Source organism: Bdellovibrio sp. ZFWA1, from assembly GCF_056175665.1.
Map to the genome: position 1 here is coordinate 211,544 of NZ_JBJKJH010000002.1, position 24,808 is coordinate 236,351.

General features: G+C 45.1%; 19 protein-coding genes. 11 read left to right on the forward strand and 8 right to left on the reverse strand.

Features of this window, described 5'->3' with window-relative positions:
- Positions 1–11 precede the first annotated feature (11 nt).
- Both AC04MN_RS10565 and AC04MN_RS10570 read left to right on the forward strand, forming a co-directional pair.
- The gene (locus AC04MN_RS10565) at positions 12–4,205 is read left to right on the forward strand and encodes a tail fiber domain-containing protein (RefSeq protein WP_475383173.1); all 4,194 of its coding nucleotides are present in this window, start codon (positions 12–14) and stop codon (positions 4,203–4,205) included.
- A complete protein-coding gene (locus tag AC04MN_RS10570; protein WP_475383174.1) occupies positions 4,186–7,452 on the forward strand; it encodes a hypothetical protein in 3,267 nt (1,088 codons plus the stop codon). The genes AC04MN_RS10565 and AC04MN_RS10570 overlap by 20 nt, the downstream gene beginning before the upstream one ends.
- Positions 7,453–7,506: 54 nt before the next feature.
- Here AC04MN_RS10570 and trxA read toward each other — a convergent pair whose 3' ends face one another.
- The 5 genes from trxA to AC04MN_RS10595 all read right to left on the reverse strand — a co-directional run bounded on the left by trxA (position 7,507) and on the right by AC04MN_RS10595 (position 14,496).
- Entirely contained in the window at positions 7,507–7,860 is a 354-nt protein-coding gene (gene trxA / locus AC04MN_RS10575) for a thioredoxin (protein ID WP_475383175.1), read from the reverse strand.
- A 166-nt stretch (positions 7,861–8,026) separates the two neighbouring features.
- Positions 8,027–9,436, reverse strand: a complete 1,410-nt coding sequence (gene lpdA / locus AC04MN_RS10580) for a dihydrolipoyl dehydrogenase (protein ID WP_475383176.1) — start codon at positions 9,434–9,436, stop codon at positions 8,027–8,029.
- 94 nt (positions 9,437–9,530) lie between these two features.
- Positions 9,531–10,427: a hypothetical protein gene (locus AC04MN_RS10585; RefSeq protein ID WP_475383177.1), complete on the reverse strand. Its 897-nt coding sequence runs from the start codon at positions 10,425–10,427 to the stop codon at positions 9,531–9,533.
- A 107-nt stretch (positions 10,428–10,534) separates the two neighbouring features.
- Positions 10,535–11,779 (reverse strand): 2-oxoglutarate dehydrogenase complex dihydrolipoyllysine-residue succinyltransferase, encoded by a 1,245-nt coding sequence (gene odhB, locus AC04MN_RS10590; RefSeq protein ID WP_475383178.1) that lies wholly within the window; start codon positions 11,777–11,779, stop codon positions 10,535–10,537.
- A gap of 5 nt (positions 11,780–11,784) precedes the next feature.
- A complete protein-coding gene (locus AC04MN_RS10595) occupies positions 11,785–14,496 on the reverse strand; it encodes a 2-oxoglutarate dehydrogenase E1 component (RefSeq protein ID WP_475383179.1) in 2,712 nt (903 codons plus the stop codon).
- Positions 14,497–14,670: 174 nt separating this feature from the next.
- Here AC04MN_RS10595 and gpmA point away from each other — a divergent pair, with 174 nt between their 5' ends.
- From gpmA to AC04MN_RS10630, 7 genes are all read left to right on the forward strand, one after another.
- Positions 14,671–15,417, forward strand: a complete 747-nt coding sequence (gpmA, locus tag AC04MN_RS10600) for a 2,3-diphosphoglycerate-dependent phosphoglycerate mutase (protein ID WP_475383180.1) — start codon at positions 14,671–14,673, stop codon at positions 15,415–15,417.
- Positions 15,418–15,589: 172 nt separating this feature from the next.
- Positions 15,590–15,826, forward strand: coding sequence for a hypothetical protein (locus AC04MN_RS10605; protein ID WP_475383181.1), 237 nt, complete (start codon positions 15,590–15,592; stop codon positions 15,824–15,826).
- 120 nt (positions 15,827–15,946) lie between these two features.
- Positions 15,947–16,321 (forward strand): Hpt domain-containing protein, encoded by a 375-nt coding sequence (locus tag AC04MN_RS10610; protein ID WP_475383182.1) that lies wholly within the window; start codon positions 15,947–15,949, stop codon positions 16,319–16,321.
- A 14-nt stretch (positions 16,322–16,335) separates the two neighbouring features.
- A complete protein-coding gene (locus tag AC04MN_RS10615; protein WP_475383183.1) occupies positions 16,336–17,958 on the forward strand; it encodes an ATP-binding protein in 1,623 nt (540 codons plus the stop codon).
- A 30-nt stretch (positions 17,959–17,988) separates the two neighbouring features.
- A complete protein-coding gene (gene hutI, locus AC04MN_RS10620) occupies positions 17,989–19,242 on the forward strand; it encodes an imidazolonepropionase (RefSeq protein WP_475383184.1) in 1,254 nt (417 codons plus the stop codon).
- Between the two features lie 88 nt (positions 19,243–19,330).
- Positions 19,331–19,759 (forward strand): hypothetical protein, encoded by a 429-nt coding sequence (locus AC04MN_RS10625; protein WP_475383185.1) that lies wholly within the window; start codon positions 19,331–19,333, stop codon positions 19,757–19,759.
- Positions 19,760–19,771: 12 nt separating this feature from the next.
- A complete protein-coding gene (locus tag AC04MN_RS10630; RefSeq protein ID WP_475383186.1) occupies positions 19,772–19,978 on the forward strand; it encodes a hypothetical protein in 207 nt (68 codons plus the stop codon).
- On the opposite strand, the gene AC04MN_RS10635 is transcribed toward AC04MN_RS10630, so the two are convergent.
- Positions 19,979–20,749, reverse strand: a complete 771-nt coding sequence (locus tag AC04MN_RS10635; protein ID WP_475383187.1) for a lysophospholipid acyltransferase family protein — start codon at positions 20,747–20,749, stop codon at positions 19,979–19,981.
- A gap of 9 nt (positions 20,750–20,758) precedes the next feature.
- On the opposite strand from AC04MN_RS10635, the gene glpK reads away from it, so the two are divergent.
- Both glpK and AC04MN_RS10645 read left to right on the forward strand, forming a co-directional pair.
- Entirely contained in the window at positions 20,759–22,243 is a 1,485-nt protein-coding gene (gene glpK / locus AC04MN_RS10640; protein ID WP_475383188.1) for a glycerol kinase GlpK, read from the forward strand.
- A 10-nt stretch (positions 22,244–22,253) separates the two neighbouring features.
- Positions 22,254–22,949, forward strand: a complete 696-nt coding sequence (locus tag AC04MN_RS10645; protein WP_475383189.1) for a PilZ domain-containing protein — start codon at positions 22,254–22,256, stop codon at positions 22,947–22,949.
- 18 nt (positions 22,950–22,967) lie between these two features.
- Here AC04MN_RS10645 and AC04MN_RS10650 read toward each other — a convergent pair whose 3' ends face one another.
- Both AC04MN_RS10650 and radA read right to left on the reverse strand, forming a co-directional pair.
- A complete protein-coding gene (locus tag AC04MN_RS10650; RefSeq protein WP_475383190.1) occupies positions 22,968–23,363 on the reverse strand; it encodes a Crp/Fnr family transcriptional regulator in 396 nt (131 codons plus the stop codon).
- A gap of 10 nt (positions 23,364–23,373) precedes the next feature.
- Positions 23,374–24,768: a DNA repair protein RadA gene (radA, locus tag AC04MN_RS10655; RefSeq protein ID WP_475383191.1), complete on the reverse strand. Its 1,395-nt coding sequence runs from the start codon at positions 24,766–24,768 to the stop codon at positions 23,374–23,376.
- Positions 24,769–24,808: the final 40 nt, after the last annotated feature.

Consider the following 24,808-nt stretch of genomic DNA (forward strand, 5'->3'; position numbering starts at 1 on the left):
GCGGTGTTTTAGTGCGGTTCTGGTTTATTGTCATTTCAATAATCCTTATTCATTTAGGTTCGGCGTGGGCAACTCCGAATTACCTGACGTATCAGGGGCGTATCCTGAAGTCGAATGGTCAACCTTTAGAATACAATTCAGTCTCTTTTCTATTTCAGATCTTAAGCTCTGATGGTTCTTGTTTAGTTTATCAAGAACAAAAAAATGGTCATAATATGGTGAACTCGAAGGGTCTCTTTGACGTTCCAATTGGATCGGGTTCTGTTCAATTTCCCACGTCTGGGGGATTTTCAATCATCGATGCTTTTAATAATTCAAATAGTGTAAACTGCGGGGTTTGTACCTCAAGTGGTCTTGGATATAACTGCTCGAATTCAGGATCTCAGTACAGCCCAAGTCTTTCTGATGGTAGAATTTTACGAGTTTCATTTTATGATGGATCGGCATGGCAGCTTATTTCGCCAGATTCGGTTATTCGTTCGGTTCCTTATGCTGGATTCGCGGCTACGGCCATGAAGTTGGGTGCATATACAGCAACAGATTTTGTTGTCAAAACGGGTATCCCGACCTGCGCAGTTTCCGAGTTTTTGACATGGAATGGAACGAGTCTTTCGTGTGCTGCCGTTGGCGGGGCCGCTGGTGGAACCGTGATGAATGTGTCTTCGGCGAACTCTTACATCAGTGTCGCAAGTCCTACCTCTAATCCTGTTTTGACCTTGAACGTCGGGACCACTGCAGGCACAGTCGCTGCGGGGAATGATTCACGAATTGCGAATGCTTTGCAGTCTACAACGGTGTTTGCAGGTGATATCAGTGGCAACTACTCTGCTATTTCAGTCGATAAAATTAAAGGAGTCGCAGTGTCGGGTCCAGCTCCAACGACTGGGCAAGTATTAAAGTTTGATGGCAGTAACTGGTCGGCGGCGAATCCCACATTGGGGACCGTAACTTCGGTTGGCTTATCGGTGCCTTCATTTTTGTCTGTCAGTGGTGGACCGGTGACTTCAAGTGGAACTTTGGCGGTCTCTTTAGCATCGCAAACAGCAAATACTGTATTTGCCGCCCCCAGTGGTTCTGCGGGGGCCCCAAGTTTTAGAACTTTAAAAATCAATGATATTTATTCTTCTATTGGCGGACTGAATTTTTTGAACACAGCACCGTCTTGTGCTGCGGGTACAGCTTTGACTTATGTGAGCGCAACAGATCGCATTGAGTGTGCGACTGTGGCCGCAGCGTGGGCGAATATTTCAGGTAAACCTACAACATTGTCTGGGTATGGAATCACCGATGCTGTATCGACGGCCTCTTTAAGCAACTATGTTGCGAAGTCTGGCGATGTGATGACCGGAGTTTTACAAATACCATCAGGAACTTCGGCGGCACCAGCGATCACTTTTTCTAGTGAATCTAACACCGGATTTTATCGAGTCAGCCCAGGGGTGATGGGGATCGCATTTGGTGGTTTTGGTGAGTATTCATTAAGTAATGGTTCGATTCGTTCGAATATGGCAAATACATTTCAACTTACAAATGCCAACTCTGCCGCCTTACCGACTTTCACTTTTAATGGCGATTCGGATACAGGGATGTTTAGTGCGGGGGCGAATACTTTGGGATTTACGACCTCTGGTTCCGAGCGAATTCGAATTGATTCAACTGGTAAAGTGGGAATTGGCGTGACCTCTCCAAGTGAGGCTTTAGATGTATCCGGCAATATCAAAGCAACTCAGCTTTGTATCGGTGCAGATTGTCGTTCGGCGTGGCCAACGGCGAGTGGTGGAACGGTGACCAACGTCAGTAGTGCGAACGCTTATCTGACGGTTGCTAACGGTGGAACTACGCCGACGATCACAGCCAATGTGGGGACGTCAGCAAATACATTGGCAGCAGGAAACGATGCTCGCTTTACGGATTCTAGAACTCCGACTGGATCAGCCGCGGGGGATTTAGGTGGAACATATCCAAACCCATCAGTGAATAAAATTCGCGGAGTGACGGTTGCCTCAACGACTCCTTTAGATGGTCAAGTGTATCGCTACAATAATAGCACCACGCAATTTGAGCCTGTGTATTTTGGAGTTGATGATTTACGCACTTCACTTGGCGCGAGTCAATTTTCAACCAGCTGTACGTCATCGCAGACGTTGACTTGGTCTGCTGTGACGGATGCATTTACTTGCGCGAATATTGCCAACTTAGATGCCGCAGTGATTGCATCTGGAACCATCGCAAATGCTCGGCTTCCAGCTTCGGCGACTTACTGGTCTGCCGCGACGGGTGGAATTAACTATGCCTCTGGTAATGTGGGAATCGGCACTGCGACCCCAGGGCAGAAGCTTTCAGTCGCGGGGGTGATTGAATCCACAACGGGTGGAATTAAGTTTCCAGATGGAAGTACACAGTCGACGGCATTTACCGGTATGGCCGGAAGTGCGGGTTCCGCTGTTGCGTGGGTTGCATTTAATGCTGCTGGCACTATCTCTAGTTCATTTAATGTAGCCTCCGTGACGAAGTCTTCTACTGGTAGATATGTCGTGAATTTTTCAAATACACTGAGTGATTCGAATTATGCTGTTGTTTTCGGTGGAGTTAATACGGCTGCCAGTGATGGTGGATGGGTTTCAGTGGATAATACTTCGGGAAGTGGCAAGACAGCAAGTTCTGTTAAGTTAATTACTTATCATTCAAACGGTACGGTGATGGATTATCCAGAAGTTTATGTCGCAATCTTCCAAGGTAGTGGAACGGCCGCGATTGCTAATGGGCAGTGGACCCAGGCAGGGAGTGACGTCTATAGAATCAGTGGCAATGTCGGCATGGGTACGACAACGCCTCTAGCGCCTTTGGATGTTGTTCGAGATACGAATGGATGGGTTCGTGTTCAAAACAGTTCCTCTGATACAAATGGTGCAGCGATTGGATTTTATAAATCTCGAGGCACAGTGGCCGCTCCCACAGCGGTACAAGCTGGTGATCGCTTAGCGGGAATCTATGGAACTGGTTATCATTCGGGTTCTGCTTTTGGAGTCAATTCAGGTGCGGTTCAAATTTTGGCTGCAGAAAATTTCACGGCGACAGCCCAAGGTAGTAAAGTGGATTTTGGGACGACTCCTTTGGGGTCAACCACTCGTTTGACGCGAATGACAGTGGACTCAACAGGTTTTGTAGGAATTGGAACAGCTTCGCCTCTGGGGTTATTGCAAGTTCAGCCGCCGGGGCAAACCACAATTTCAAACTCAGGGATCGCAAGTGAAGAGATGTTCTTGTTCGGTGCTTTAACTACCTCTACTTCCAAAGTTTGGAGTGGTTTGCATGTGCAAGGGCCGACAGGCTCGGGAGTGGTGCTCTGGGGATCTGGCAATACGGTAAATACTCCGGGCGCAATAAAATTTGCCTCTGGTGCACGTTCGACGACTGATGAAAATGTAGCCTCTTTTGCGCAGATCAATGGATATAATACCGTTGCGGACGGAACCTCAGGTGGCGGCTTGACTTTTAATACTCGACCAGCCAGTGGGGCTATGACCGAGATCATGAGGATCAATGAAAGTGGGAATGTAGGCATAGGGACTTCTTCTCCGACGCGAAAATTACATGTTAACGGTGATGTTCAAGTTGATGGAAGTGTCTACGGAGGACTTTATGGTGGCACTCGGGGTATTTGGAGATTTTCATCTGCAGATCCAAATTTTGGAATCTTCTATACGGAGGGGAGTCCTGATTTAATTGATATTTCGCCAAATGGTGGAGGAGCTTCGACGCCAGTTTTACGAGTGCGTGGAGATGGGAATGCGACTTTGTCTGGTACCTTGACTCAGTCCTCTGATCGTCGATTAAAGCGGGACATCTCGTCGATTCAAGGTTCTTTAGAAAAAGTGCTGAGCTTGGAAGGTGTTACATATAAATGGAAAGACTCTAGCCGCGATCAGAGCCTTCAGATCGGTTTGATTGCACAAGATGTTGAAAAAGTTTTCCCAGAAGCTGTAAAAACGAATGAAGATGGATTTAAGTCTGTAGCTTACCAAGTGTTAGTGGCACCAATTATTGATTCCATAAAAGAACTCTATAGAGCGTTTACGCATCAGCAACAGCAGATAGATGAGTTAAAAAAGACCAAACAGGAAGTAGAAGAACTTAAAAAGAAAAACGAAGCAATGGAACAGGCATTATGCCAAATGGGGCGTTATGAGTTTTGCAAAAAATAAGTTTTTATGCAAACAAGACATTTCATTGATATTTTTGCTGGGGGCAAGCTTACTTTTTAATGGTAATGCTGAGGCCTCCCCGAATTCTTTGACTTATCAGGGGCGAATATTAAAATCCGATGGACAAGGGCTTGAATATTCAAACGTTAGCTTCTTATTTGAGATTACTTCTGAAGACGGCTCGTGTGTACTTTTCAGAGAGCAAAAAGACGGCGTTAATTTGGTCAACTCAAAAGGGGTTTTCGATGTCGCTATCGGCACAGGAACACGCCTGTTTCCAGATGTCGCTTCGAACCCTACTTTCAAATTATCTGATTCTTTTGTTAATGGTGTATCTCATAATTGCTCTGGTTCGGGAACATGGGCTTCAAGTGTGGATTCTTTTAGAAAATTAAAAGTTCAGTTTCATGATGGTGTTGGTTGGAAGGTCATCTCTCCTGATAATGTGATTAGATCTGTTCCTTTTGCCTTAACTGCAAGATCTGCAACACAGTTAGGCGATAAAACAATTAACGACTTCGTTCTAAAGACAAATCTTCCCGGAGCTTCATGCGTCGCTGGGCAGGTGGTCTATTGGGATGGTACAAATTTAAGTTGCGTGACGGATGCCGGGGGTTCTGGAGTTATCTCGGATGTTCTTGCTGGGACAGGTGTCTCTGTGGCGGGTACCACGACAAAGACAATATCTGTTAATATCGGGAGCACTGCAGGTACGGTCGCAGCAGGGAATGATTCTCGTATTGCTAATGCTTTACAATCATCCACGGTTTTTGCTGGCGATATCAGTGGCAACTATTCCGCGATTTCGGTTGATAAAATTAAAGGAGTCGCCGTTTCGGGTCCAGCTCCAACGACTGGGCAAGTATTAAAGTTTGATGGCAGTAACTGGTCGGCGGCGAATCCCACATTGGGGACCGTAACTTCGGTTGGCTTATCGGTGCCTTCATTTTTGTCTGTCAGTGGTGGACCGGTGACTTCAAGTGGAACTTTGGCGGTCTCTTTAGCATCGCAAACAGCAAATACTGTATTTGCCGCCCCCAGTGGTTCTGCGGGGGCCCCAAGTTTTAGAACTTTAAAAATCAATGATATTTATTCTTCCATTGGTGGACTGAGTTTTTTGAACACGACGCCGTCTTGTGCTGCAGGCACAGCTTTGACTTATGTGAGCGCAACAGATCGCATCGAGTGTGCGACGGTGGCGGCAGCATGGGCAAATATCTCGGGCAAACCCACAACATTGTCGGGGTATGGAATCACGGATGCCGTTTCGAGTTCAACACTTAGTTCGACATTAAACAGCTACGTAGCCAAAGCCGGCGACTCAATGACTGGTACTTTAACGACATCGGGAAATATAGGGGTCGGTACGAATTCGCCAAGCTTTCCTTTAGATGTACAAAGTTCAGGTGCGTTTCAAGCAAGGCTCTATCATGCATCGAATGGAGCTAACGATGGGGCTGCATTGATGATGACCAGGACTCGTGGATCTGTAGCCAGCGGAGTCAGTGTTCAAAATAATGATACAATCGGCGGTTTTTACTTTAGGGCTCATGATGGTGCTGGTACTGGAACAACGTCCGCGGCCATTGAGGTTTCAGCTAGTGAAGATCAAAGTGCGACGAATCGTGGCAATAGAATTATTTTTGAAACCACAGCGGTTGGAAGTGCTTCTCGGTCGGAAAGGATGCGTGTTCATTCTAATGGTAACATTGGAATTAATACGACAAATCCGTCTGAAAAACTTGAAGTTAATGGCAATATTAAAGCAACTCAGCTTTGTATCGGTGCAGATTGTCGTTCAGCATGGCCAGCGGCGAGTGGTGGAACGGTGACCAATGTCAGTAGCGCGAATGCTTATTTAACGGTTGCTAATAGTGGAACTACGCCCACGATCACAGCCAACGTAGGCACCGTGGCAAACACATTGGCGGCAGGAAATGATGCACGCTTTACGGATTCTAGAACTCCGACTGGATCAGCAGCGGGGGATTTAGGTGGAACATATCCAAACCCATCAGTGAATAAAATCCGCGGAGTGACGGTTGTCTCAACAACTCCGTTAGATGGGCAAGTTTATAGATACAACAACAGTACCACGCAATTTGAACCTGTGTATTTTGGTGTTGATGATTTACGAACATCTGTAGGGGCATCTCAATTTTCAACCAGCTGTACATCATCGCAGACTTTAACTTGGTCTGCAGTGACGGATGCATTTACTTGCGCAAATATCGCAAACTTAGATGCCGCAGTGATTGCATCGGGAACCATTGCAAGTGCTCGCCTTCCAGCTTCGGCGACCTATTGGTCTGCTGCAACTGGTGGAATTAATTACGCAGGTGGCAATGTTGGAATTGGTACGGCAATACCGGGGCAGAAGCTTTCAGTTGCCGGGGTGATTGAATCCACGGCGGGCGGAATTAAATTTCCTGATGGAAGTACGCAAACGACGGCTGCTTCGGGTTCTTCTGGGGTGGTCTTTGGCGCTTGGATATCTCGATCTGCCGATACTGTTTATCAGGCACCGTCGGACGGTGTTGTTGTCGTGAACCCATCTAGTTGTGGATATGGATACTATTCCGTATTTTCAGATTCAAACAATCCACCTACGACTGAAAGAATTAAGGGCAAAGCATATGCGACTGGGGGATCACAAGCTGGTGCGACGATTCCTGTAAAAAAAGATGATTACTGGAAAGTGACAACGACCTATAGTTGTGCTCCCGATGCTATCTTTTGGATTCCCTATGTTTCAGGCACTCCCTCTAATGCAGCAGCAGGCTCTACTGGCCAAGTTCAGATAAATAACAGCGGAGTTCTTGTCGGTAATTCGGGTTTAAATTATGACTTAGCCAATAATCGATTAGGAATTGGAACTGCTGCACCCACAAATAAATTAGAAGTTGTAGGTGGGACGACAAAACTTGAACAAGCGCCTTGGATTTATCCGACTTTAACAAACGGATGGTCTAATTACGGTCTTGGTTATGCGAACTTTGGATATCGCATTGATAGTATGGGATATCTACGCTTGCGGGGGCTTATCAAGAACGGGGCGGCAGGTTCCGCAAATGCCTTCTTTACTTTGCCCGTTGGATATCGTCCTCAGTATATTGTTGAGTTTTCGGTGGCGGCGCCTTCGGGGACTGCGAATATCATCATTGGTCCCACCGGAGTGATGTATGTAGAGACGATGTCGTCTAATGCATGGATTAGTTTAGACAATGTCTCTATTCCTTTGGATTAAAAAAAATGAATTTAAAAATCCCACTGGCTTTTGATGTTCCAGTGGGGCTTCTGATTACTCGCTATCTTGAGCTCGCACTTCATCCATATTTACTTCGCGTGTTTTGTCCGCAAGTTGCTGAAGCACGTCTTCTGGAAGCGCTCCGGGTTGAGAAAAGATAATATCTCCGTCTTTAATAATCATCAGTGTGGGAATAGATTTGATTTGAAAGTTTGCGGCAAGCTCAACTTCATCTTCCGTATTGATTTTTGCAAAGACAATATCTTTGTTTTTTTCAGCAACGGCTTCAAATGTAGGAGCAAAACGACGGCAAGGTCCACACCATGGAGCCCAAAAGTCCAAGAAGATCATTTCGCTGCTTTGAACTGTGGATTGGAAGTTGTTCTTATTAAGTTCGATGACGGCCATGGTGCCTCCTTTTGTTGTGGCGTTGCCGCTATACTATAAGAATGTACTTTATTTTGAATATGTCCAGTTATGTTTAAGATCATAAACAAAGGTAAATAAAAAACCCCTGAAGTATCAACAGCTTCAGGGGTTATTGTTTTTGCCTATATTCCTATAGAAGCAGTAACTACATTTGGCGTTGACGTTTGTCGACGGCCAAAGCAGCTTCGCGGATAGATTCAGATAGGGTTGGGTGAGCATGGAAAGACCTAGCAAGATCTTCTGCCGAGCCACCAAATTCCATAGCAACTGTGATTTCACCCAAAAGTTCAGAAGCCATCGGGCCTACAATATGTCCACCCAAGATTTTATCTGTATTTTTATCTGCGATAATTTTAACAAAACCCTCAGTAAAGCCAACCGCACGTGCGCGTCCATTTGCTAAGAAAGGGAATTTCCCAACATTGATTTCGATTCCTTGCGCTTTGGCCTGCTCTTCAGTGATTCCCACGGATGCAATCTCTGGGTGAGTATAGATCACTGAAGGAACTGTACCGTAATTTACATGGCCATGCTTGCCTGCGATAAATTCGGCACAAGCAACACCTTCTTCTTCAGCTTTATGAGCCAACATTGGGCCTTGGATTACGTCACCAATCGCATAAATTCCGGGAATATTAGTTTGAAAGTGTGAATTGGTTTTGATGCGACCTTGAGGATCTTTTTCGATTCCAGCCTCTTCGCAGCCCAACCCATTGGTAAATGGCTTACGACCGGTAGAAACCAATACAGCATCAGCAACGATACTATCTGTTTTTCCGTCTTTGAGCGCTTCAAAGGTCAATTCAACTTGCTCGCCCTTAGGTTGAGAGCCTGTGACCTTCGTAGACATTAAGAACGAGACGCCTTCTTTTTGCATACATTTTTTAAGCACATTCATGCAGTCTTGGTCCATGGCGCCACCTAAACGATCTGCATATTCAATCACTGTTACCTGAGATCCAAGACGAGCCCAGACAGAACCTAATTCAAGGCCGATGACTCCGCCACCCACAACAACCATTTTCTTTGGAACTGAAGAAAGTGAAAGTGCGCCAGTTGACGAAACGATCTTCTTTTCGTCGAACTTCAAAAATGGCAATTCGACAGGCACCGAGCCCGTAGCGATCATGATGTTTTTTGCATTTAAAATCGTTTTGCTGCCATCGTTTGCTGTTACTTCTACTTTACCTTGTCCTTGAATTTTACCCAGTCCTTGGAAAGGAGTGATTTTGTTCTTTTTGAAAAGAAATGCGATGCCTTCAGTGTTTTGTTGAACGACTTTATCTTTTCTGGCCATCATCGTTTTTAAATCAAGTTCAACGCGATTGATCTTTACACCATGAGCTTCGAAATCATGAAGGGCGGCATGATAGTGTTCAGACGATTGCAAAAGTGCTTTAGAAGGAATGCAGCCAACATTCAGGCAAGTTCCACCGTATGTTTTGTCTTTTTCAACGATTGCTGTTTTTAATCCTAACTGAGCGGCGCGAATGGCACCCACGTAACCGCCGGGACCCGAGCCAATAACTACTAAATCAAATTGTTGTTCTGACATATGTGACCTCGATTTTTATTCAATGGGAATAGCCTAACATTAATTTGGTGACTTTGGTAATTTGAAGGCAAGAGAACCTAAATATTGCGCGGCATTAAATTTTTCCATCCAAAGGATTGAAAAACCAGAACTCATCAAGGGCTGGTTGTTGGGCGGGCAATAAAGAGTTTTGTATTTTGATAAGCCGACGGCCTGTTAAATTTAATTTTTTCAAATCTGAAAGGTAAAACTCTGCGAACATTCTTTGGTAGCTTCCATTTTTTACTAACTTGAGCATACCTTTTTCGACTCTTTGGGCTAAGCGACGACCTTGTGGATTTTTTTGAAACCAAAAATAGGTAGGGAGGGGATAAAATAAAAGAATGTTATTTTCAATCGTCAAACTTGGAAAAAGTCCGCTAAACTTTTCGAATTCAGGGCCGACCTCATTGAGGCCTCGTGGAAATGAATCAAAGCGACCGTAAGCTGTTAGCTTGAACAGGTCATCGTAATAGACTTCCGTTTTTACATTAAGACCCGCACGTTTTAAAATCTGCACATCGCCCCAGCCAGCCCCTTGAACTAGAGTCAGAGACTTTAAATCTTCAAGACTTTTAATACTGTTGAATCGTTGTTGCTGATTTTTGTTGATTAAAAAAATGCGGTATCCGATCAGGTTGCGATCTATGGGGAGGCGAACGGGTTCAAGTAATATCTCTAGAAGGTCTGAATCTTCACGGATCATGACTTGAAGGGACGAGGATTTGTACTTCATTAACTCGAGTTGACGGTCTTCAGTCATGAAGAGTCCCTGCTTTAATTCAAAGGGGCCATACTCGGAGGTGGTAACTTCCAAAGCCTTTTCAAGAATTGTCCAATGAAATTTATAGCGCACGTCGAGTTTTGATTCGGGGCCATGAAAGGTTACAAGAGTTCGATTTGCAGCTTGGATTAAATTTGGCAAAGATAGCACGAGTATCACCGCAAATATGAACGAAAATCGAGACAACATGATGGATCCCTTATTTAAAAAGATCCTAGCAAGCGAGTAATAATTAGCAATAAAAAAAGCCCCGCAGATTCCCGCAGGGCCTTGTATAAATGATTTTATTGTTACTGTTACACTTCAAGAAGAAGTCTTTCTGGATCCTCTACAAGCTCTTTGATCTTTACCAGGAAGCTGACTGCTTCTTTACCATCGATAATGCGGTGATCGTATGTCAAAGCAACATACATCATTGGGCGAATCTCGACTTTGCCGTTGATCGCAACAGGTCGATCTTGGATTTTATGAAGTCCTAAAATCGCAGACTGAGGGAAGTTGAGAATCGGAGTTGAAAGTAAAGATCCAAAAACGCCACCATTGGTAATTGAAAAAGTGCCGCCCGTAAGGTCATCAATTCCGATTTTGCCGTCACGTCCTTTGACTGCCAAGTTGCGAACCGCAGCTTCAATGCCGGCAACAGACAATAGATCAGCATCCTTAATTACGGGAACCATCAAACCTTTTTCTGTCGAAACGGCGATTCCGACATTGTAGTAGTTATGGTACTCAAGATCTGTACCTGCGATCCAAGCGTTGACCGCTGGATAAGCCTTCAAAGCTTCGACTGCCGCTTTTACAAAAAAACCATTAAAGCCAAGGCTTAGACCATGTTTTTCTTTGAAGGAATCTTTGTACTTCGCACGAAGTTCCATCACTTTGCTCATGTCGATTTCATTGAAGGTTGTCAAAAGTGCTGCCGTATTTTGAGCTTCTTTTAGTTTCTCGGCGATGCGCTTGCGAATCGTCGTCATTGGCACCAGTTTTTTATCTCCTTGGCGTGAGGAAACTGGCGCAACGAAAGCAGGTGTTGCTTGGGTGGCAGGTTTAGCCGCCGTAGTTGCTGGTGCGGGATTCGCACTCATAACATCAGCTTTTGTCAGGCGACCGTCTTTGCCTGTGCCTGAAATTCCAGACGGGTCGATGCCTTTTTCATTTACCACGCGTTGAACTGCCGGAGACAAATGATTTTTTAAATCAGGATGAATAGAGCCCGTAGAGGCTGGTGCAGCTTGTGCTGCTGGCGTAGCTGAGGGAGTTGGTGCTGCAGCTGCCGCAGGGGCAGGTGCACCTGCAGGAGCTGAAGCCGAAGTGTCTAAACTTCCGACTGTGGCGCCAATTTGAACAACGTCGCCGGCATTGGCCGAGATCGTCAATACACCATCGTTTTCAGCAACCACTTCCACAGAGGCCTTGTCTGTTTCAAGGGATAGTAGAACTTCGTTTCGTTTTACAAATTCACCACTTTTTTTGTTCCAAGAACCAATAGTGGCTTCAGTTACAGATTCACCTACGGAAGGGACTTTGATGTCAATTTTCATTTTAATTACCCCTTAAATGCGTTTGCTATGATTTCGGCTTGTTCGTTTGCGTGGCGATAGACAGAACCTGTCGCTGGAGAGGCTCGATCTGGACGTCCTACGTAGGCGAAGTTGGCCTTGATATTTGCGCTCAACATGATTTCAACAAAATTGAAATAGACGCTTTGGAAGGCACCCATGTTTTTTGGTTCTTCTTGAGCCCAAACGACTTGTTTTAGATTTGGATACTGTTTCAGTAGCTCTAGAACCTGCTTTTCCGGGAATGGATAAAGTTGTTCTAGCCGAATGATGGCAACATCTTCGCGCTTATTTTTCTCTCGCTCTTCAGCAAGGTCGTAATAGAACTTACCCGAAACAAAGATCGCTTTTGTGACTTTCTTAGCATCGACTTTGCTGTCGCCAATCACTTCTTGGAAGCGGCCTTTTGCAAGTTCTTCAATATTTGAGCCTGCGGATGGGTAGCGAAGTAGTTTCTTCGGAGACATCACAATCAATGGCTTGCGGAAATCGCGACGAACTTGCCGTCTTAACGCGTGATAAATTTGGGCAGATGTCGTCGGATTGATGACTTGCATGTTGTACTGAGCACAAAGTTGCAAGAATCTTTCTAGGCGTGCTGAAGAGTGCTCGGGGCCTTGACCTTCGTAGCCGTGCGGAAGAAGCATAACAAGGCCACTGTTTAGTTGCCATTTTGTTTCAGCAGCGGCGATATATTGGTCTATAACAATTTGTGCCCCGTTCGCGAAGTCACCAAATTGGGCCTCCCACATCGTTAAGTACTGAGGATCCGCAGAAGAGAAGCCGTATTCAAAACCCAATGCTGCGTACTCGGAAAGAATGGATTCACCAACATAAAGTTCAGCCTGAGGATTCACCTGAGCCACTGGGAATGCTCGTTGTCCATTATTGACGTCAACAAAGCCGGCGTGACGATGAGTGAATGTCCCGCGCATAACGTCTTCACCGACAAGGCGAACTGGATGACCTTCAGATAGCAAAGTCGCGTAGGCTAAAAGCTCTGCAGTTCCCCAGTCGATATTTTCCTTACCTTGAATGGCATTCAAGCGGCTTTCGATTAGCTTTTTCAATTTCGGGTGCGGAGCAAATCCAGCTGGGAATTCGACGATTTTCTGTCCAACACTTTGAAGCTTTTTAAGATCAAATGAAGTATCAGCAGACTTTTCAAAATCAGAAGCCTTTGCCTTGCGAAGACCTTTCCAAGCGCCTTCGTACTTAAAGTTTTTTAACTTAGGCGGATTCTTTTTTGTCTCGTCGTAGATTTTTTGGATTTCATCAATGCGTCCGTTCATCAGGGCTTCGACTTCGGCCTGACTGATCACATTTTCAGCCGCAAGCTTGGCTCCGTAAATTTCTCGCAGAGTTTTGTGGCTACGGATGATGTCGTACATCTTAGGCTGAGTGTAAGCAGGCTCGTCGCCTTCATTGTGCCCGAAACGACGGTAACAAATCAGATTAATGACGACATCTTTCTTGAATTCTTGGCGGTAGCGAATAGCTAAGTCCATTGCGCGAACACAGGCTTCCGCATCGTCACCGTTAACGTGGATAACGGGGATGCCCCAACCTAACGCCACGTCCGAGGAATATCGAGTGCAGCGAGCACGATCTGGAGACGTTGTGAAGCCCACTTGGTTGTCGATGATGATATGCAGTACGCCGCCGACATTGTAGGCCTCGACACCTGACATTTGAAGACATTCTTGAACGATACCTTGACCGGCAAAAGCAGCATCACCATGTATCAATACTGGCACGACGGCTTGGCCATTCTTATCGCCAAGGCGAGCTTGATAGGCCTTCGCCATACCCATAGCGACAGGGTTCACAGTTTCAAGATGCGATGGATTAAAGGCCATCGTGCATTTTACTGCTGCGCCACTGACAGATTTTTTTTCTTTAGAGTAGCCAAGGTGATATTTAACGTCGTTGTCGAAGTCTTCGATGACAGCTTCAGACTCAAGCGGGCCGTTGAAGTCTCCGAAGACATACTCGAGCCCTTTACCCATAAAATTCACCAGCATGTTCACGCGCCCACGGTGCGCCATTCCGATAACGATTTCTTTAACGCCTTTTTCTGAACCCTTATCAACCAAGGTATCCATCATTGGCAACAGAGCGTCTCCGCCTTCAACGGAAAAGCGCTTGGTACCAACGTAGCGAGTGTGAACAAATTTTTCAAAGGCCTCGGCATTGGTAATGCTTTTGAGTGCGGCCTTCTTTTGCTCGTTAGATAGTTTATAATTTTCGGCTTCGAAATTTTTAATAAACCACTTTTGTACGGCAGGCTCTGTATGTTTAGTTTGAACCGTGACAGTTCCGGAATAAGTTGCTTTGAGAGTCGCTACAATTTCTTTGAGGCTGGCATTTTTCTTTCCAATCAAAGAACCAATTTGAAATTTTTGATCTAGATCTTTTTCAGAAAGGCCAAAATTTTTCAAAGACAAATTGTCTGAAGCTGTTGGTGTGCCTAGCGGATTTAGATTGGCCTCTTCGTGGCCATAATCGCGATACGCTTGAATCAGATTATAGACACTTAGTTCTTTATCACTCAGACCAAGATTGGAGGCAGCTCCAAAATCAACGCCTTCAAAAAATCTTTTCCATTCGAAGTCAACGCTGTCTGGATTTGCTTTGTATTGACTGTATAGTCCCTCAATATAATCAAGATTGGATGTATTCATTCCGTTGTTGTTCACAAGGTCCTCGTTGTGGTTTAGGTGCTCTCATGTTGTGCCATTCTTTTTTCAAAAACTTCAGTCATGGTCACGATCTAATGCGAGGCGCCAGATTGCAACGCTTGGTAAAAGCTTTTTGTATTGAAAGGCTTAATTATGTTAGCTCTTTTATTGTCGAAAATGAAGGAGTTTAACGTGTATAAACTGGTGCTTATTCGCCACGGTGAAAGTGTCTGGAATCAAGAAAACCGTTTTACGGGATGGCAGGACGTAGATCTTTCTGAGAAAGGTCGAGCAGAAGCTCAAAAAGGAGGCAAAGCCCTACATGAGCGAGGCTTTAGTTTTGATGTCGCCTATACTTCAATGTTGAAACGCGCAATCAAGACCTGTCACTTGGCCTTGGAAGAGTTGGATTTGTTATGGCTGCCAGTGAAAAAAGACTGGCGCTTGAATGAACGACACTATGGGGCCTTACAAGGGTTGAATAAATCCGAGACCGCGGCCCGTCATGGGGAAGACCAGGTTAAAATTTGGCGACGCAGTTATGACACTCCACCTCCAGCGATGGAGGCGAAGGATCCTCGTCATCCAAGCCACGATCCTCGCTATGCCTCTGTGTCCTCTGCGATGCTCCCATCGGCAGAGTCGTTGAAAGATACTGTGGCTCGTTTTTTACCAATGTGGAATGACGAGATCAAACCTCAGATTCAGGCTGGGAAAAAAGTCCTGATTGTGGCTCATGGAAATTCTCTGCGAGCCTTGATGCAGCACCTTGAAAACATGACTCCTGATGAAATCATGGGTGTGAACATGCCAACTGGGATTCCGATGATGTACGAATTGGATTCTCAGTTTAAAGTCCTGAAGAAGGAATTCATTGGTGACCCGGAAGAAGTGCAGGCCGCAATCGAAGCCGTCGCTAATCAAGGGAAAGCTAAGTAATAGCTCTATATTATCCACGCTGGGGGCGGTTTTTTTGCCGTCTCTGATTGGGTCAAGTTTATTAAATAAAGTTTATAATCTAGATTTGAATTATTATTACGATTGTTACAAAAAGCTCAGGTTAACATAATAAAGATAAGTTTGAGGAATTGGTATTTTTCGGAGGAATCAAATGTTGACCTGGCATTTGCGGCTCGTATTTTTGGGTCTATTTTTGGGACTGCCCTGTGCGGCTTTTGCGATCCCGTCGGCCATGACTTTTCAGGGGCGTATTTTAAAAAGTGACGGCAGTCCATTTGAGCAGGCCTCGGTTTCTTTTTTGTTTCAGATTTTAAGTCCTGACGGAACCTGTTTATTGTATCAAGAACAAATTAATTCATATGGACTTAAACTTGTGTTTGGTCTTTGATGGAAATCGTCGCATTTTGAGGCGCTCAATGGGCTTTGGGCAAGAATATTAAATTCCAAGTTTTAATTCAATCCCCGGTTGAGAAATTCCGATAGGTACTCTGAAAAGGAGTGGAATTTCATGAACTGCCTTCTGATCGATGAGAGTATCATTGCAGATTTACGCGCTGTCGAAGCTGACACAGGCGAGCCGCTGGTGAGTGTTTTGGCGGATATGTTTATGAAGGACACTCCTCGCATCTTGCGTGAGATGCGGTCTGCTTTAATTGCCAAAGATTTACAGGCAGTGGGGCGCTTGGCGCATGGTCTAAAGTCTACCAGCGGAACTTTGGGGATGGTGGGTTTTATGAAAGCCTGTGGTGATTTGGATGCGGGTATTAAGCAGAATAAGGTTTCTGGTCTCGAGGCAGACATCGTGGTGACCCAACTTGAAAATAGTTATCCTCTGTTAGCAGATCGACTCCATCGCCTTAAAGCACGGGTTCAAGCCGCTTAAGGTGAGGGTGACGTGTGAGTGATGATCGATCGAGAAAATATTTTTCAGACTCTAACTCGATAGAAGGCTTTGAAGAGCTTCTACTTGCTAACGAAAGTTTGGCTCGTCATGGAAAGTTTTATTCCGATGTTTTCGATACGGTTCAAGATCTTCTTTTTGTATTGAGAACAACTGAGCAGGGTTTTGTAATTTTAAAGGCGAACCCAGCTGCGGGAAAATTGATTGGGTGTTCTGCGGACGATATCGTAGGTGACAATCTTAATCAGTATTTCCGCTTTTCAGGTCACTTTGGCGATAATCAATTAAAATTGTTAAATGAAAATAAAAATAGCGGTGTTGATGCCGAGGTTAAAGCAGGAAAACAGTGGGTTCCGGTTTTAGCTTCATGGTCATTTTTAAATGATGGAGTGGAGGGCTTAAAAGTTTTGGCTCTGTCAGATGTGACAGAGCTACGCAAAGCCCATCTGGACTTAGTCAGAGCCAAAGAAGAAGCATTGGCTGCCTCTAAGGCAAAAAGTGATTTTTTGGCTAATATGTCGCACGAGATTCGAACGCCATTAAATGCCATTCTTGGGGTGACTGACATCCTAATGGATACGGCACTTAGCGATGAGCAGAAAGAGTACATTCTGCTCTTTAAAAAATCCGGAGAATCTTTACTGGGTTTGATTAATGACATCTTAGACATATCAAAAATTGAAGCGCGCAAGATGGAGGTTCACGAGGAAGTTGTACATTTTCGCGAGCTTGTCGCGGGGGTTGATTCGTTGTTGCGGGTCAAGGCTCAGGAAAAAAATATTTTATTGAAATTTCATGTAGCTCCCGAAATTGCCGCATATCAATTGACGGATGGGCAAAAATTCAGACAAGTACTATTTAATATCGTAGGGAACGCGGTTAAATTCACTGAGCGCGGCGAGGTTTTTGTTCGCATTTGTCTTCATCCTGATGATTCTAATTTACTACATATCGTTGTTAGAGATTCGGGAGTGGGAATCCCGTTGGATAAGCAAGGTCAGCTTTTTGAGCAATTCGTTCAGGCGGATTCTTCGATCACTCGCAGTTACGGAGGAACGGGTTTGGGGTTGACGATTTCTAGAAGTTTCGTCGAGCTGATGAATGGTCAAATTGGTTTTGAGTCTTTGCCGAATGAGGGAACCGTTTTCTATTTTACTTGGCCCTATCGTGCTAGTTTGCCGCCGCAGGATATCGTCAAAGAAGTAACCGATGAGCAGTTGATGGCCAAGATCCAGCGACCGGTCCGTGTCTTATTGGTTGATGACACGGCATCAAACAGAATCATCGTCAGAACCTATCTGAAGAAATTACCGGTTGAGGTGGTCGAGGCTGAAAATGCCGAAAATGCCATACAAATTTTTTCAGATTCTCCGAACTGGGATTTAATTTTGATGGATATTCAAATGCCAGGTATGGATGGAAACTCTGCGACTAGAAAAATTCGAGAAATCGAAGTTCAGCGGCAGCTACCGCCCACCGTGGTTATTGCCTTAACTGCGCAGGCCTTGAGGGAAGAGAAGCAGGCGTCTCTAGAGGCTGGGTGTAACGAACATCTACCAAAGCCAGTATCTCGCCGCAATTTATTATCTTGCCTGGTGCGCTGGACACAAAGCGGTTGATGTCTTCGCGGGCAAACCTTAGGATGGGGTATGTCGACAACTTTATTTACGCATATTGATCAGCTACTAACTTTATCGCCTGCGGCCCAAAAGCAGGGGCGACATATTCAAGAAATCGATTTGGGATGCTTGCGAGATGGTGCCATCGCCGTTAAAAAAGGGCAGATTGTTTGGGTTGGCGTCCGCAAAGAAATTCCGCGAGAAATAAGAAAGCATATTACGAAAAGTGTTGAGCTGAATGCGGCGTCAGTTTTGCCTGGGTTTATTGAATGTCATACGCATTTGATTCATGGCGGGGATCGAGCCGCCGAGTTTGAAATGCGCAACCAAGGGGTTTCATATCAAGAAATTGCAAAGCGTGGCGGCGGTATTTTGTCGACTATGCGGGAAACCCGGCAAGCTCGAAAGAATGATCTTTTTGATTCTGCAGTTCGAAGAGTAGACCATTTTGTCGCGCAAGGGGTGACGACAGTTGAATCTAAATCGGGTTATGCGTTGAACTTAAAAGATGAACTGAAGATGCTAGAGGTAGGAAGGCTTTTAGATCAAAGGACTCGGTCGGCTCGTGTGATAAATACCTTTTTGGGGGCTCACGCCTTGCCACCAGAATTTAAGACCTACGAGGATTATCTAAATTTTTTGGCTGAAGAAGTTTTACCAGTGATCGCCAGGAAAAAATTAGCCGAGCGGGTAGATATCTTTATCGAAAATGGCTTTTTTCCGAAGGCTGCAGGGCAAGTCTATTTAGAAAAAGCGCGGAAGCTAGGATTTGAGGTTGTTGTTCATGCCGATCAGTTACAGCTAAGCGGGGGGCATGAGGTAGCGATCGAGTTGTCTGCGCTTTCAGCGGATCACTTAGTGCAATTGGATGAACTCGGCATTCGTAAGATCGCAAAAAGCGAAGTGACAGCAGTGCTTCTGCCAGCTGCCGATCTTTACATGAAGATGGCTTATCCGCCGGCAAGAGGTTTGATCGATCAAGGCGCTCGGGTGGCATTAGCAACGGATTTTAACCCTGGCAGCTCTCCGACTCAGGATTTAAATTTAGTGGGACTTTTGGCGCGCCTACAGATGAAAATGTCCTTGCCCGAAGTAATTGCTGCTTACACTGTAGGTGCTTCTTACGCCTTAAATATGCAGAACTCCGTAGGGTCCTTGTGTGTTGGAAAAAATGCTGATTTTGTGTGCAGTGATTTGGACTGGCGGCAATTGTTTTATAATGTTGGAGAGCGTTCAATTCGTTCTGTCTATAGGGAAGGTCGCAGGATTTACAATAAAAAATAAACGCCTTGCATTAAAATTTAAGATTCTTAAAAAATGTTTTGAAAAACTACCCAGTTTCTTTCTAGGCTCAAGGCTGGGGGGAAATCGAATGAGGTCATCATACACAGCATTGATGCAGTCTAAGTATTTTAGTCCAGCGTTTAACAGCGCGATTTTTGATGGACCGTTTCGTATCTATTTTGCTCAGTTCCACGAATCCACGGCGTTAAAAGTTTATCTGATGTTACAGCAAAGCTTGGTCGAGGATCTTCCGTTTTTAAAAGAATACTGTAAGGCTCAGGGCAAAAATATTTTAGTCATGATGTACCCAACTCAGGACAGTTTTATTTTGTCTTTTGAAGAGGAGCACATTGGGCAAGGTATGATTATGGAGTCTTGGGAAGACGACGTAGTGATTGGCTTAAATGGGCCTCTTGCGGAAGATAAAGTTCCTGAGCTTATTGCATTGATTCAGCAGCAGATTTCTCAATGGAAGCCACTTTTTGAAAATAATGCTTCTGCGCAAATCACTCTGTGATATCTTATTGATATGAAGTCTCGGCGCCGCCCTGGTTCAGAATCGGGGCAAGTGATTATAGAGTATGTTTTGTTGTTGGTGATCGCCGTATCATTGGCGGCCTTATTGACGAAACAGTTGGTTAGTCGAGAAAGCGGTAACGAAGGGGCTTTGGTTTTGAAGTGGCAGGCTATGCTCAAGGTCATTGGTGATGATATATCGGATGATCCTAAAAAATAGTTAAAAGAATATGCCACCGCGTTTTTGAAGCTCTTCTTGAAGAGCTTTTTGCATTTTATCCCGAATCTCTTCGCAGATGTCATGGACCAGCTCTTTATCATTGACCTTCTCGGGGGGATAGGGAAGGTGGATGGGCTCTAAGAAACGAATTCTCCATTTTACGGGAAGTGGTAATACATTCAGTGGCAGAGGCAGCACGGTGCCCTTTAAAAAACGACTAAATTTAAGCTGCGTTAAGTTTATATGGGTTTCTTCGGCGCCGATGATAATAGCTGGGACGATAGGGCACTGAGTTTCCAACGCCATTCGTACGAAGCCACGTTTGAACTCTTGAAGTTGGTACATTTGAGTTGTGGGTTTAAAGTTACCGTGCTCGCCTTCGGGAAAAAGAATGATCGCGTTGTTTTTGCGAATGGCATTAACTCCATTTTCGTAGGTTGCCTCAGTGAAGCCCATTTTTTGTGCGGGGATGGCTGTCGTCTTTGTTAAAAACCAGAAATGATGTGTTAGAACTCGCGGAAGGCGACGAGTCTCTTGGTTTATAACATGTGCCAGTAAAAGGGCATCGAATCCCGAATAGCCCGAGTGATTTGGTGCAATGAGGACTCGCCCTTTTGGGGGGATGTTTTCAGTGCCAGTGACTTCAAGGCGAAAATACTTTCGCATGATTTCAAGAAGCATTTTCGGCAATACGCGGTAGATTAAAGTCTCTTTGTCTAAGGACTTTAAATTAAAGATTTTTTCGTTGGGTTTGCCGAAGAAATTGATCATGATATTAGTATGAAAAAATATATCATGTCCATCGATCAGGGAACAACGAGTACTCGAGTGATCATTATTGATCAAGCCGGAGGTCTCGTCGCCGAGTCACAGCAAGCTTATCGTCAAATATTTCCAAAACCAGGTTGGGTCGAGCATGATCTTGAAGATATTTGGTTTTCAACCACAGCAACGATGAAGGATGCATTTAAAAAAGCCAAAATCGAAGGGCATCAGTTGGTCGGTATTGGCATTACCAATCAGCGTGAGACGGTGGGCGTCTGGGATCGCAAAACCGGAAAGCCCATTCACAATGCGATTGTATGGCAGTGCCGTCGGACACAGGCTCTTTGTCAAGAGCTGCGCCGTAAGAAGAAAGAGGCGGTCATCAAGAAGAAGACCGGTCTTGTTTTAGATCCGTATTTTTCTGCGAGTAAAATTCAATGGCTCTTAAAAAATGTCAAAGGGGCTAAGGCGAAAGCTCGTAAAGGCGAGTTGGCGGTGGGAACCATTGATACCTTCTTGTTATGGAGATTAACGTCGGGGACGACTCACAAGACGGATGTCAGCAATGCTTCGCGCACAATGTTGATGAACTTGCAAACGGGGCAATGGGATGCCGAGCTTTTAGAGCTATTTGAAGTGGACCCGAAGCTTTTGGCCGAGATTGCTCCGTCATCAGGTGAATTCGGAAGAACAAAGGGCTTGGGATTTTTACCAGATGGTATTCCGATTAGTGGAATTGCTGGTGATCAACAGGCGGCGCTCTTCGGGCAGATTTGTTTTTCGGCGGGCGAGGCCAAATGCACATTTGGAACTGGAAGCTTTCTGTTGATGAACTCGGGAAGTAAAATTGTACGTAGCCGATCTAATCTTTTAACAACTGTTGCATGGCAGCTTAAAGATCAAAAAATGGTTTATGCTCTTGAAGGCGGCGCTTTTGTTTGTGGCGCTGCGGTTCAGTGGTTGCGTGATGGATTGGGACTGATCGAGAAATCATCAGATGTCGAGGCATTGGCTAAAACGGTGGCGTCTTCTGAAGGCGTCGAATTTGTGCCAGCATTGACTGGATTGGGTGCGCCTCATTGGAAGCCCGAGGCTCGTGGAGTCATCTGTGGTCTGACTCGAGGTACAACCAAGGCGCATGTCGCGCGAGCAACCTTAGAGGCCATGGCGTTGCAAAATGCCGAAATTTTATTTGCGATGCAAGGGGATCTTGGGAAAAAACTGAAGTCAGTAAAAGTGGATGGTGGTGCTTCGGCCAATAATTTGTTGATGCAATTGCAGGCGGATTATCTTGGGGCAGAGGTGGTGCGACCTCGCATGTTGGAAACAACTGCAATGGGAGCTGCTTACCTTGCGGGCTTAGGTGTGGGGCTTTGGCGTTCTCAGCAGGAACTGCAAAAAATTTGGAAAAAAGAAAAGCAATTTAAGTCTCAGATTGGGACGGTGGAACGCAAGGAGCGAATCCAGCGTTGGCAGAAGGCGATAAAGAAGGCAGAATAAATAAACCAATATGAGCGTTCAGAGTCTACCCCAAAACGTATTTAAAAAAGTGGCGGTCTCGGAAAGAAAAAACATCTTTCGTGAGCTTCCTCAGCACCAGATATCGATGTATGTAAAGTACAACGACAAACTGTATATTTTTGTGGCCAAAGATAATTCTGATGATAAAATTTTGTGGTTGGATTACACGGAACAGTCGTCGGGAGCTCAAATTGCTGACGAGGCAGTTTTGAATTTTAACCTTAAAGAAGACCGATATTTTATGACCTCTCAATTTGTTTCAGAGAAGAACCGGATTGGAGTTCGTTGTGATCAGGATCTGTTTGTTCTTCAAAGGCGTGCAAATACCCGAGTTGATTTGCCGGCTGATTATCCAAGCCAATTTAATATCATTGCTATCAATGACAGACCGGCCTTTATTGAAATGAAGGTCGAGGATTTTAGTGCCGGTGGCATGCGCCTTTTAGAAACTCGAGATCCTATTAGTGTCAAAGTCGGAGATGTTATCAAGGGGACATTGAAAATGTCGGCGAAAAGCCCCCTAAATTTAGAGGCTGAAGTCCGTTTTGTCGGCGAGCGCATTATTCAAGAGGCTTCCAAGGTTGTGACGGGGGTTGAGTTTCAGAATATCGATAAGATGCTAGAAGGGCGCCTGATGACGATGGTCACCTCGCTACAGCAAGATGTCTTGAATTATAAAAAATAAAGGCAGCGAAGGCTGCCTTTATTTTTGTAGAAACTGATCACTTTGTTTCATGAGTTGAGTCATGTTCTTTAAGCGATCCATAAAAGATTTTAGCATACAGTTGGCCCAAACAGGCAGCTCATTTAAAAGTTGATGATACCCCTCTTCGGAGACGCGCACTAAAGTGACGTCCGTAATGGCTTGAGCTGAAGCTGAGCGAGGCTTGTTGTCTAACAGTGCGAACTCTCCGAAGGATTCACCATCGGTAATGGTGCAAATATTGAGGCGAGCTCCTTGTTTGTTCTTGGTGAAAATTTGTACGCTGCCGGACTCAATGATATAAAAATGGTGCTCGAGGTCTCCTTCGAAAAATATGAAATCACCCGCCGCATAGGTTTCTTTAACAATGGCACTATTAATGACTTCTTCAGACATGAAAGACTCCTTAAATTAATTTTGCCAGTTCATGCACACTTTTAACAAAAGAAATTTTCTTTTCTTTTGGAAGTTTATAATCGCCCAGGTGGCGTTTATTAGAAAAAGGAATAACGAAGTGCTTGAAGCCCAATTTATCAGCTTCTTTTAAACGTGTTTCGACGAACGAAACACCTCGGACTTCTCCGGTCAGGCCGATTTCACCGAAGAAAACAGTTTTTGAGTCGAGTTCCTTCCTGCCTTCAGTTGATAAAATGGCCGCGGCAACGGCAAGATCAGCCGCCGGTTCGATCAGTTTCAAACCTCCGACAACGTTGATGAATACGTCCGAGTGGGCTAGGCGAATGTCTAGGTGTCGATCTAATACCGCCGACAGTAAATGCAGGCGATTGACGTCAATCCCAAGCGCTGTTCTGCGCGGCATGGCCATCGGAGTGTTGATGGTTAAGGCTTGAACCTCGCAAAGCAGTGGACGAGTCCCTTCCATCGATGCAAAAACCGCCGAGCCAATCAGTTCGTTGCCTCGCTCTTCAAGGAAAAGTTCTGATGGGTTTGTGACTTCCTCAAGGCCCTTAGCGGCCATTTGGAAGACACCCAGTTCTTGCGCAGCTCCGAAACGATTTTTGAGGGCTCGTAAAAGGCGATAACTGTAAGAAGCATCGCCATCAAAAGAAAGAACGCAGTCGACCATATGCTCTAGAACTTTTGGACCTGCAATATTGCCATCTTTGGTGACGTGACCAATTAAGATGATGGTGATTCCGTCTTGCTTGGCTAATCCCATAAGATGTCCCGCACATTCGCGAACCTGAGAGACCGAGCCAGGGGCCGCCTCAAGATCAGGCATATAAACAGTTTGGATAGAGTCAACGACCACGACATCGGGTTTCCGCGAGCGAGCTAACTCGATAATGGTGTGAAGGTTGGATTCAGCAGCAATTTCAATATGCGCAGAACGAATTCCCAAGCGGTGTGCGCGAGAGCCTGTTTGCGAAACACTTTCTTCACCCGATATATAAAGTACTTTGTGATTGTTTTTGGCAAGTCCACCCGCCATCTGCAGTAAAAGCGTTGATTTGCCGATACCTGGTGACCCACCAAGTAAGGCGAAACTTCCTGCGGCAAGTCCACCGCCCAGAACACGATTCAGTTCCTCATAACCTGTGTCGAAACGATGAAGCTTGATGCTGTCCATTTCTTTGTCAAGACTCACAGGTTTTGCGACAATACCTTTATTTTGAGTGGCAGATCCAACACTCCAGCCACGTGTTTTTGTCTCGGTGACTTGGAGTTCTTCAACATAAGAGTTCCATGCACCGCAGTCTGTACATTTTCCTTCCCATTTTGGTCTTTGGGCTCCACAATTTTGACACGTGTATACTGTTTTGTTTTTTGATTTTGCCATGCCTTATTCGGTATCACGAAAGTCTAAGCTATTCAAGGAA

Excerpts from the sequence above, each read along its gene's own strand:
- AC04MN_RS10570 (WP_475383174.1), top strand. The coding sequence starts at position 4,186 with ATGAGTTTTGCAAAAAATAAGTTTTTATGCAAACAAGACATTTCATTG.
- trxA (WP_475383175.1), bottom strand. The coding sequence starts at position 7,860 with ATGGCCGTCATCGAACTTAATAAGAACAACTTCCAATCCACAGTTCAA.
- lpdA (WP_475383176.1), bottom strand. The coding sequence starts at position 9,436 with ATGTCAGAACAACAATTTGATTTAGTAGTTATTGGCTCGGGTCCCGGC.
- AC04MN_RS10585 (WP_475383177.1), bottom strand. The coding sequence starts at position 10,427 with ATGTTGTCTCGATTTTCGTTCATATTTGCGGTGATACTCGTGCTATCT.
- odhB (WP_475383178.1), bottom strand. The coding sequence starts at position 11,779 with ATGAAAATTGACATCAAAGTCCCTTCCGTAGGTGAATCTGTAACTGAA.
- AC04MN_RS10605 (WP_475383181.1), top strand. The coding sequence starts at position 15,590 with ATGTTGACCTGGCATTTGCGGCTCGTATTTTTGGGTCTATTTTTGGGA.
- AC04MN_RS10610 (WP_475383182.1), top strand. The coding sequence starts at position 15,947 with ATGAACTGCCTTCTGATCGATGAGAGTATCATTGCAGATTTACGCGCT.
- hutI (WP_475383184.1), top strand. The coding sequence starts at position 17,989 with ATGTCGACAACTTTATTTACGCATATTGATCAGCTACTAACTTTATCG.
- AC04MN_RS10625 (WP_475383185.1), top strand. The coding sequence starts at position 19,331 with ATGAGGTCATCATACACAGCATTGATGCAGTCTAAGTATTTTAGTCCA.
- AC04MN_RS10630 (WP_475383186.1), top strand. The coding sequence starts at position 19,772 with ATGAAGTCTCGGCGCCGCCCTGGTTCAGAATCGGGGCAAGTGATTATA.
- AC04MN_RS10635 (WP_475383187.1), bottom strand. The coding sequence starts at position 20,749 with ATGATCAATTTCTTCGGCAAACCCAACGAAAAAATCTTTAATTTAAAG.
- glpK (WP_475383188.1), top strand. The coding sequence starts at position 20,759 with ATGAAAAAATATATCATGTCCATCGATCAGGGAACAACGAGTACTCGA.
- AC04MN_RS10645 (WP_475383189.1), top strand. The coding sequence starts at position 22,254 with ATGAGCGTTCAGAGTCTACCCCAAAACGTATTTAAAAAAGTGGCGGTC.
- AC04MN_RS10650 (WP_475383190.1), bottom strand. The coding sequence starts at position 23,363 with ATGTCTGAAGAAGTCATTAATAGTGCCATTGTTAAAGAAACCTATGCG.
- radA (WP_475383191.1), bottom strand. The coding sequence starts at position 24,768 with ATGGCAAAATCAAAAAACAAAACAGTATACACGTGTCAAAATTGTGGA.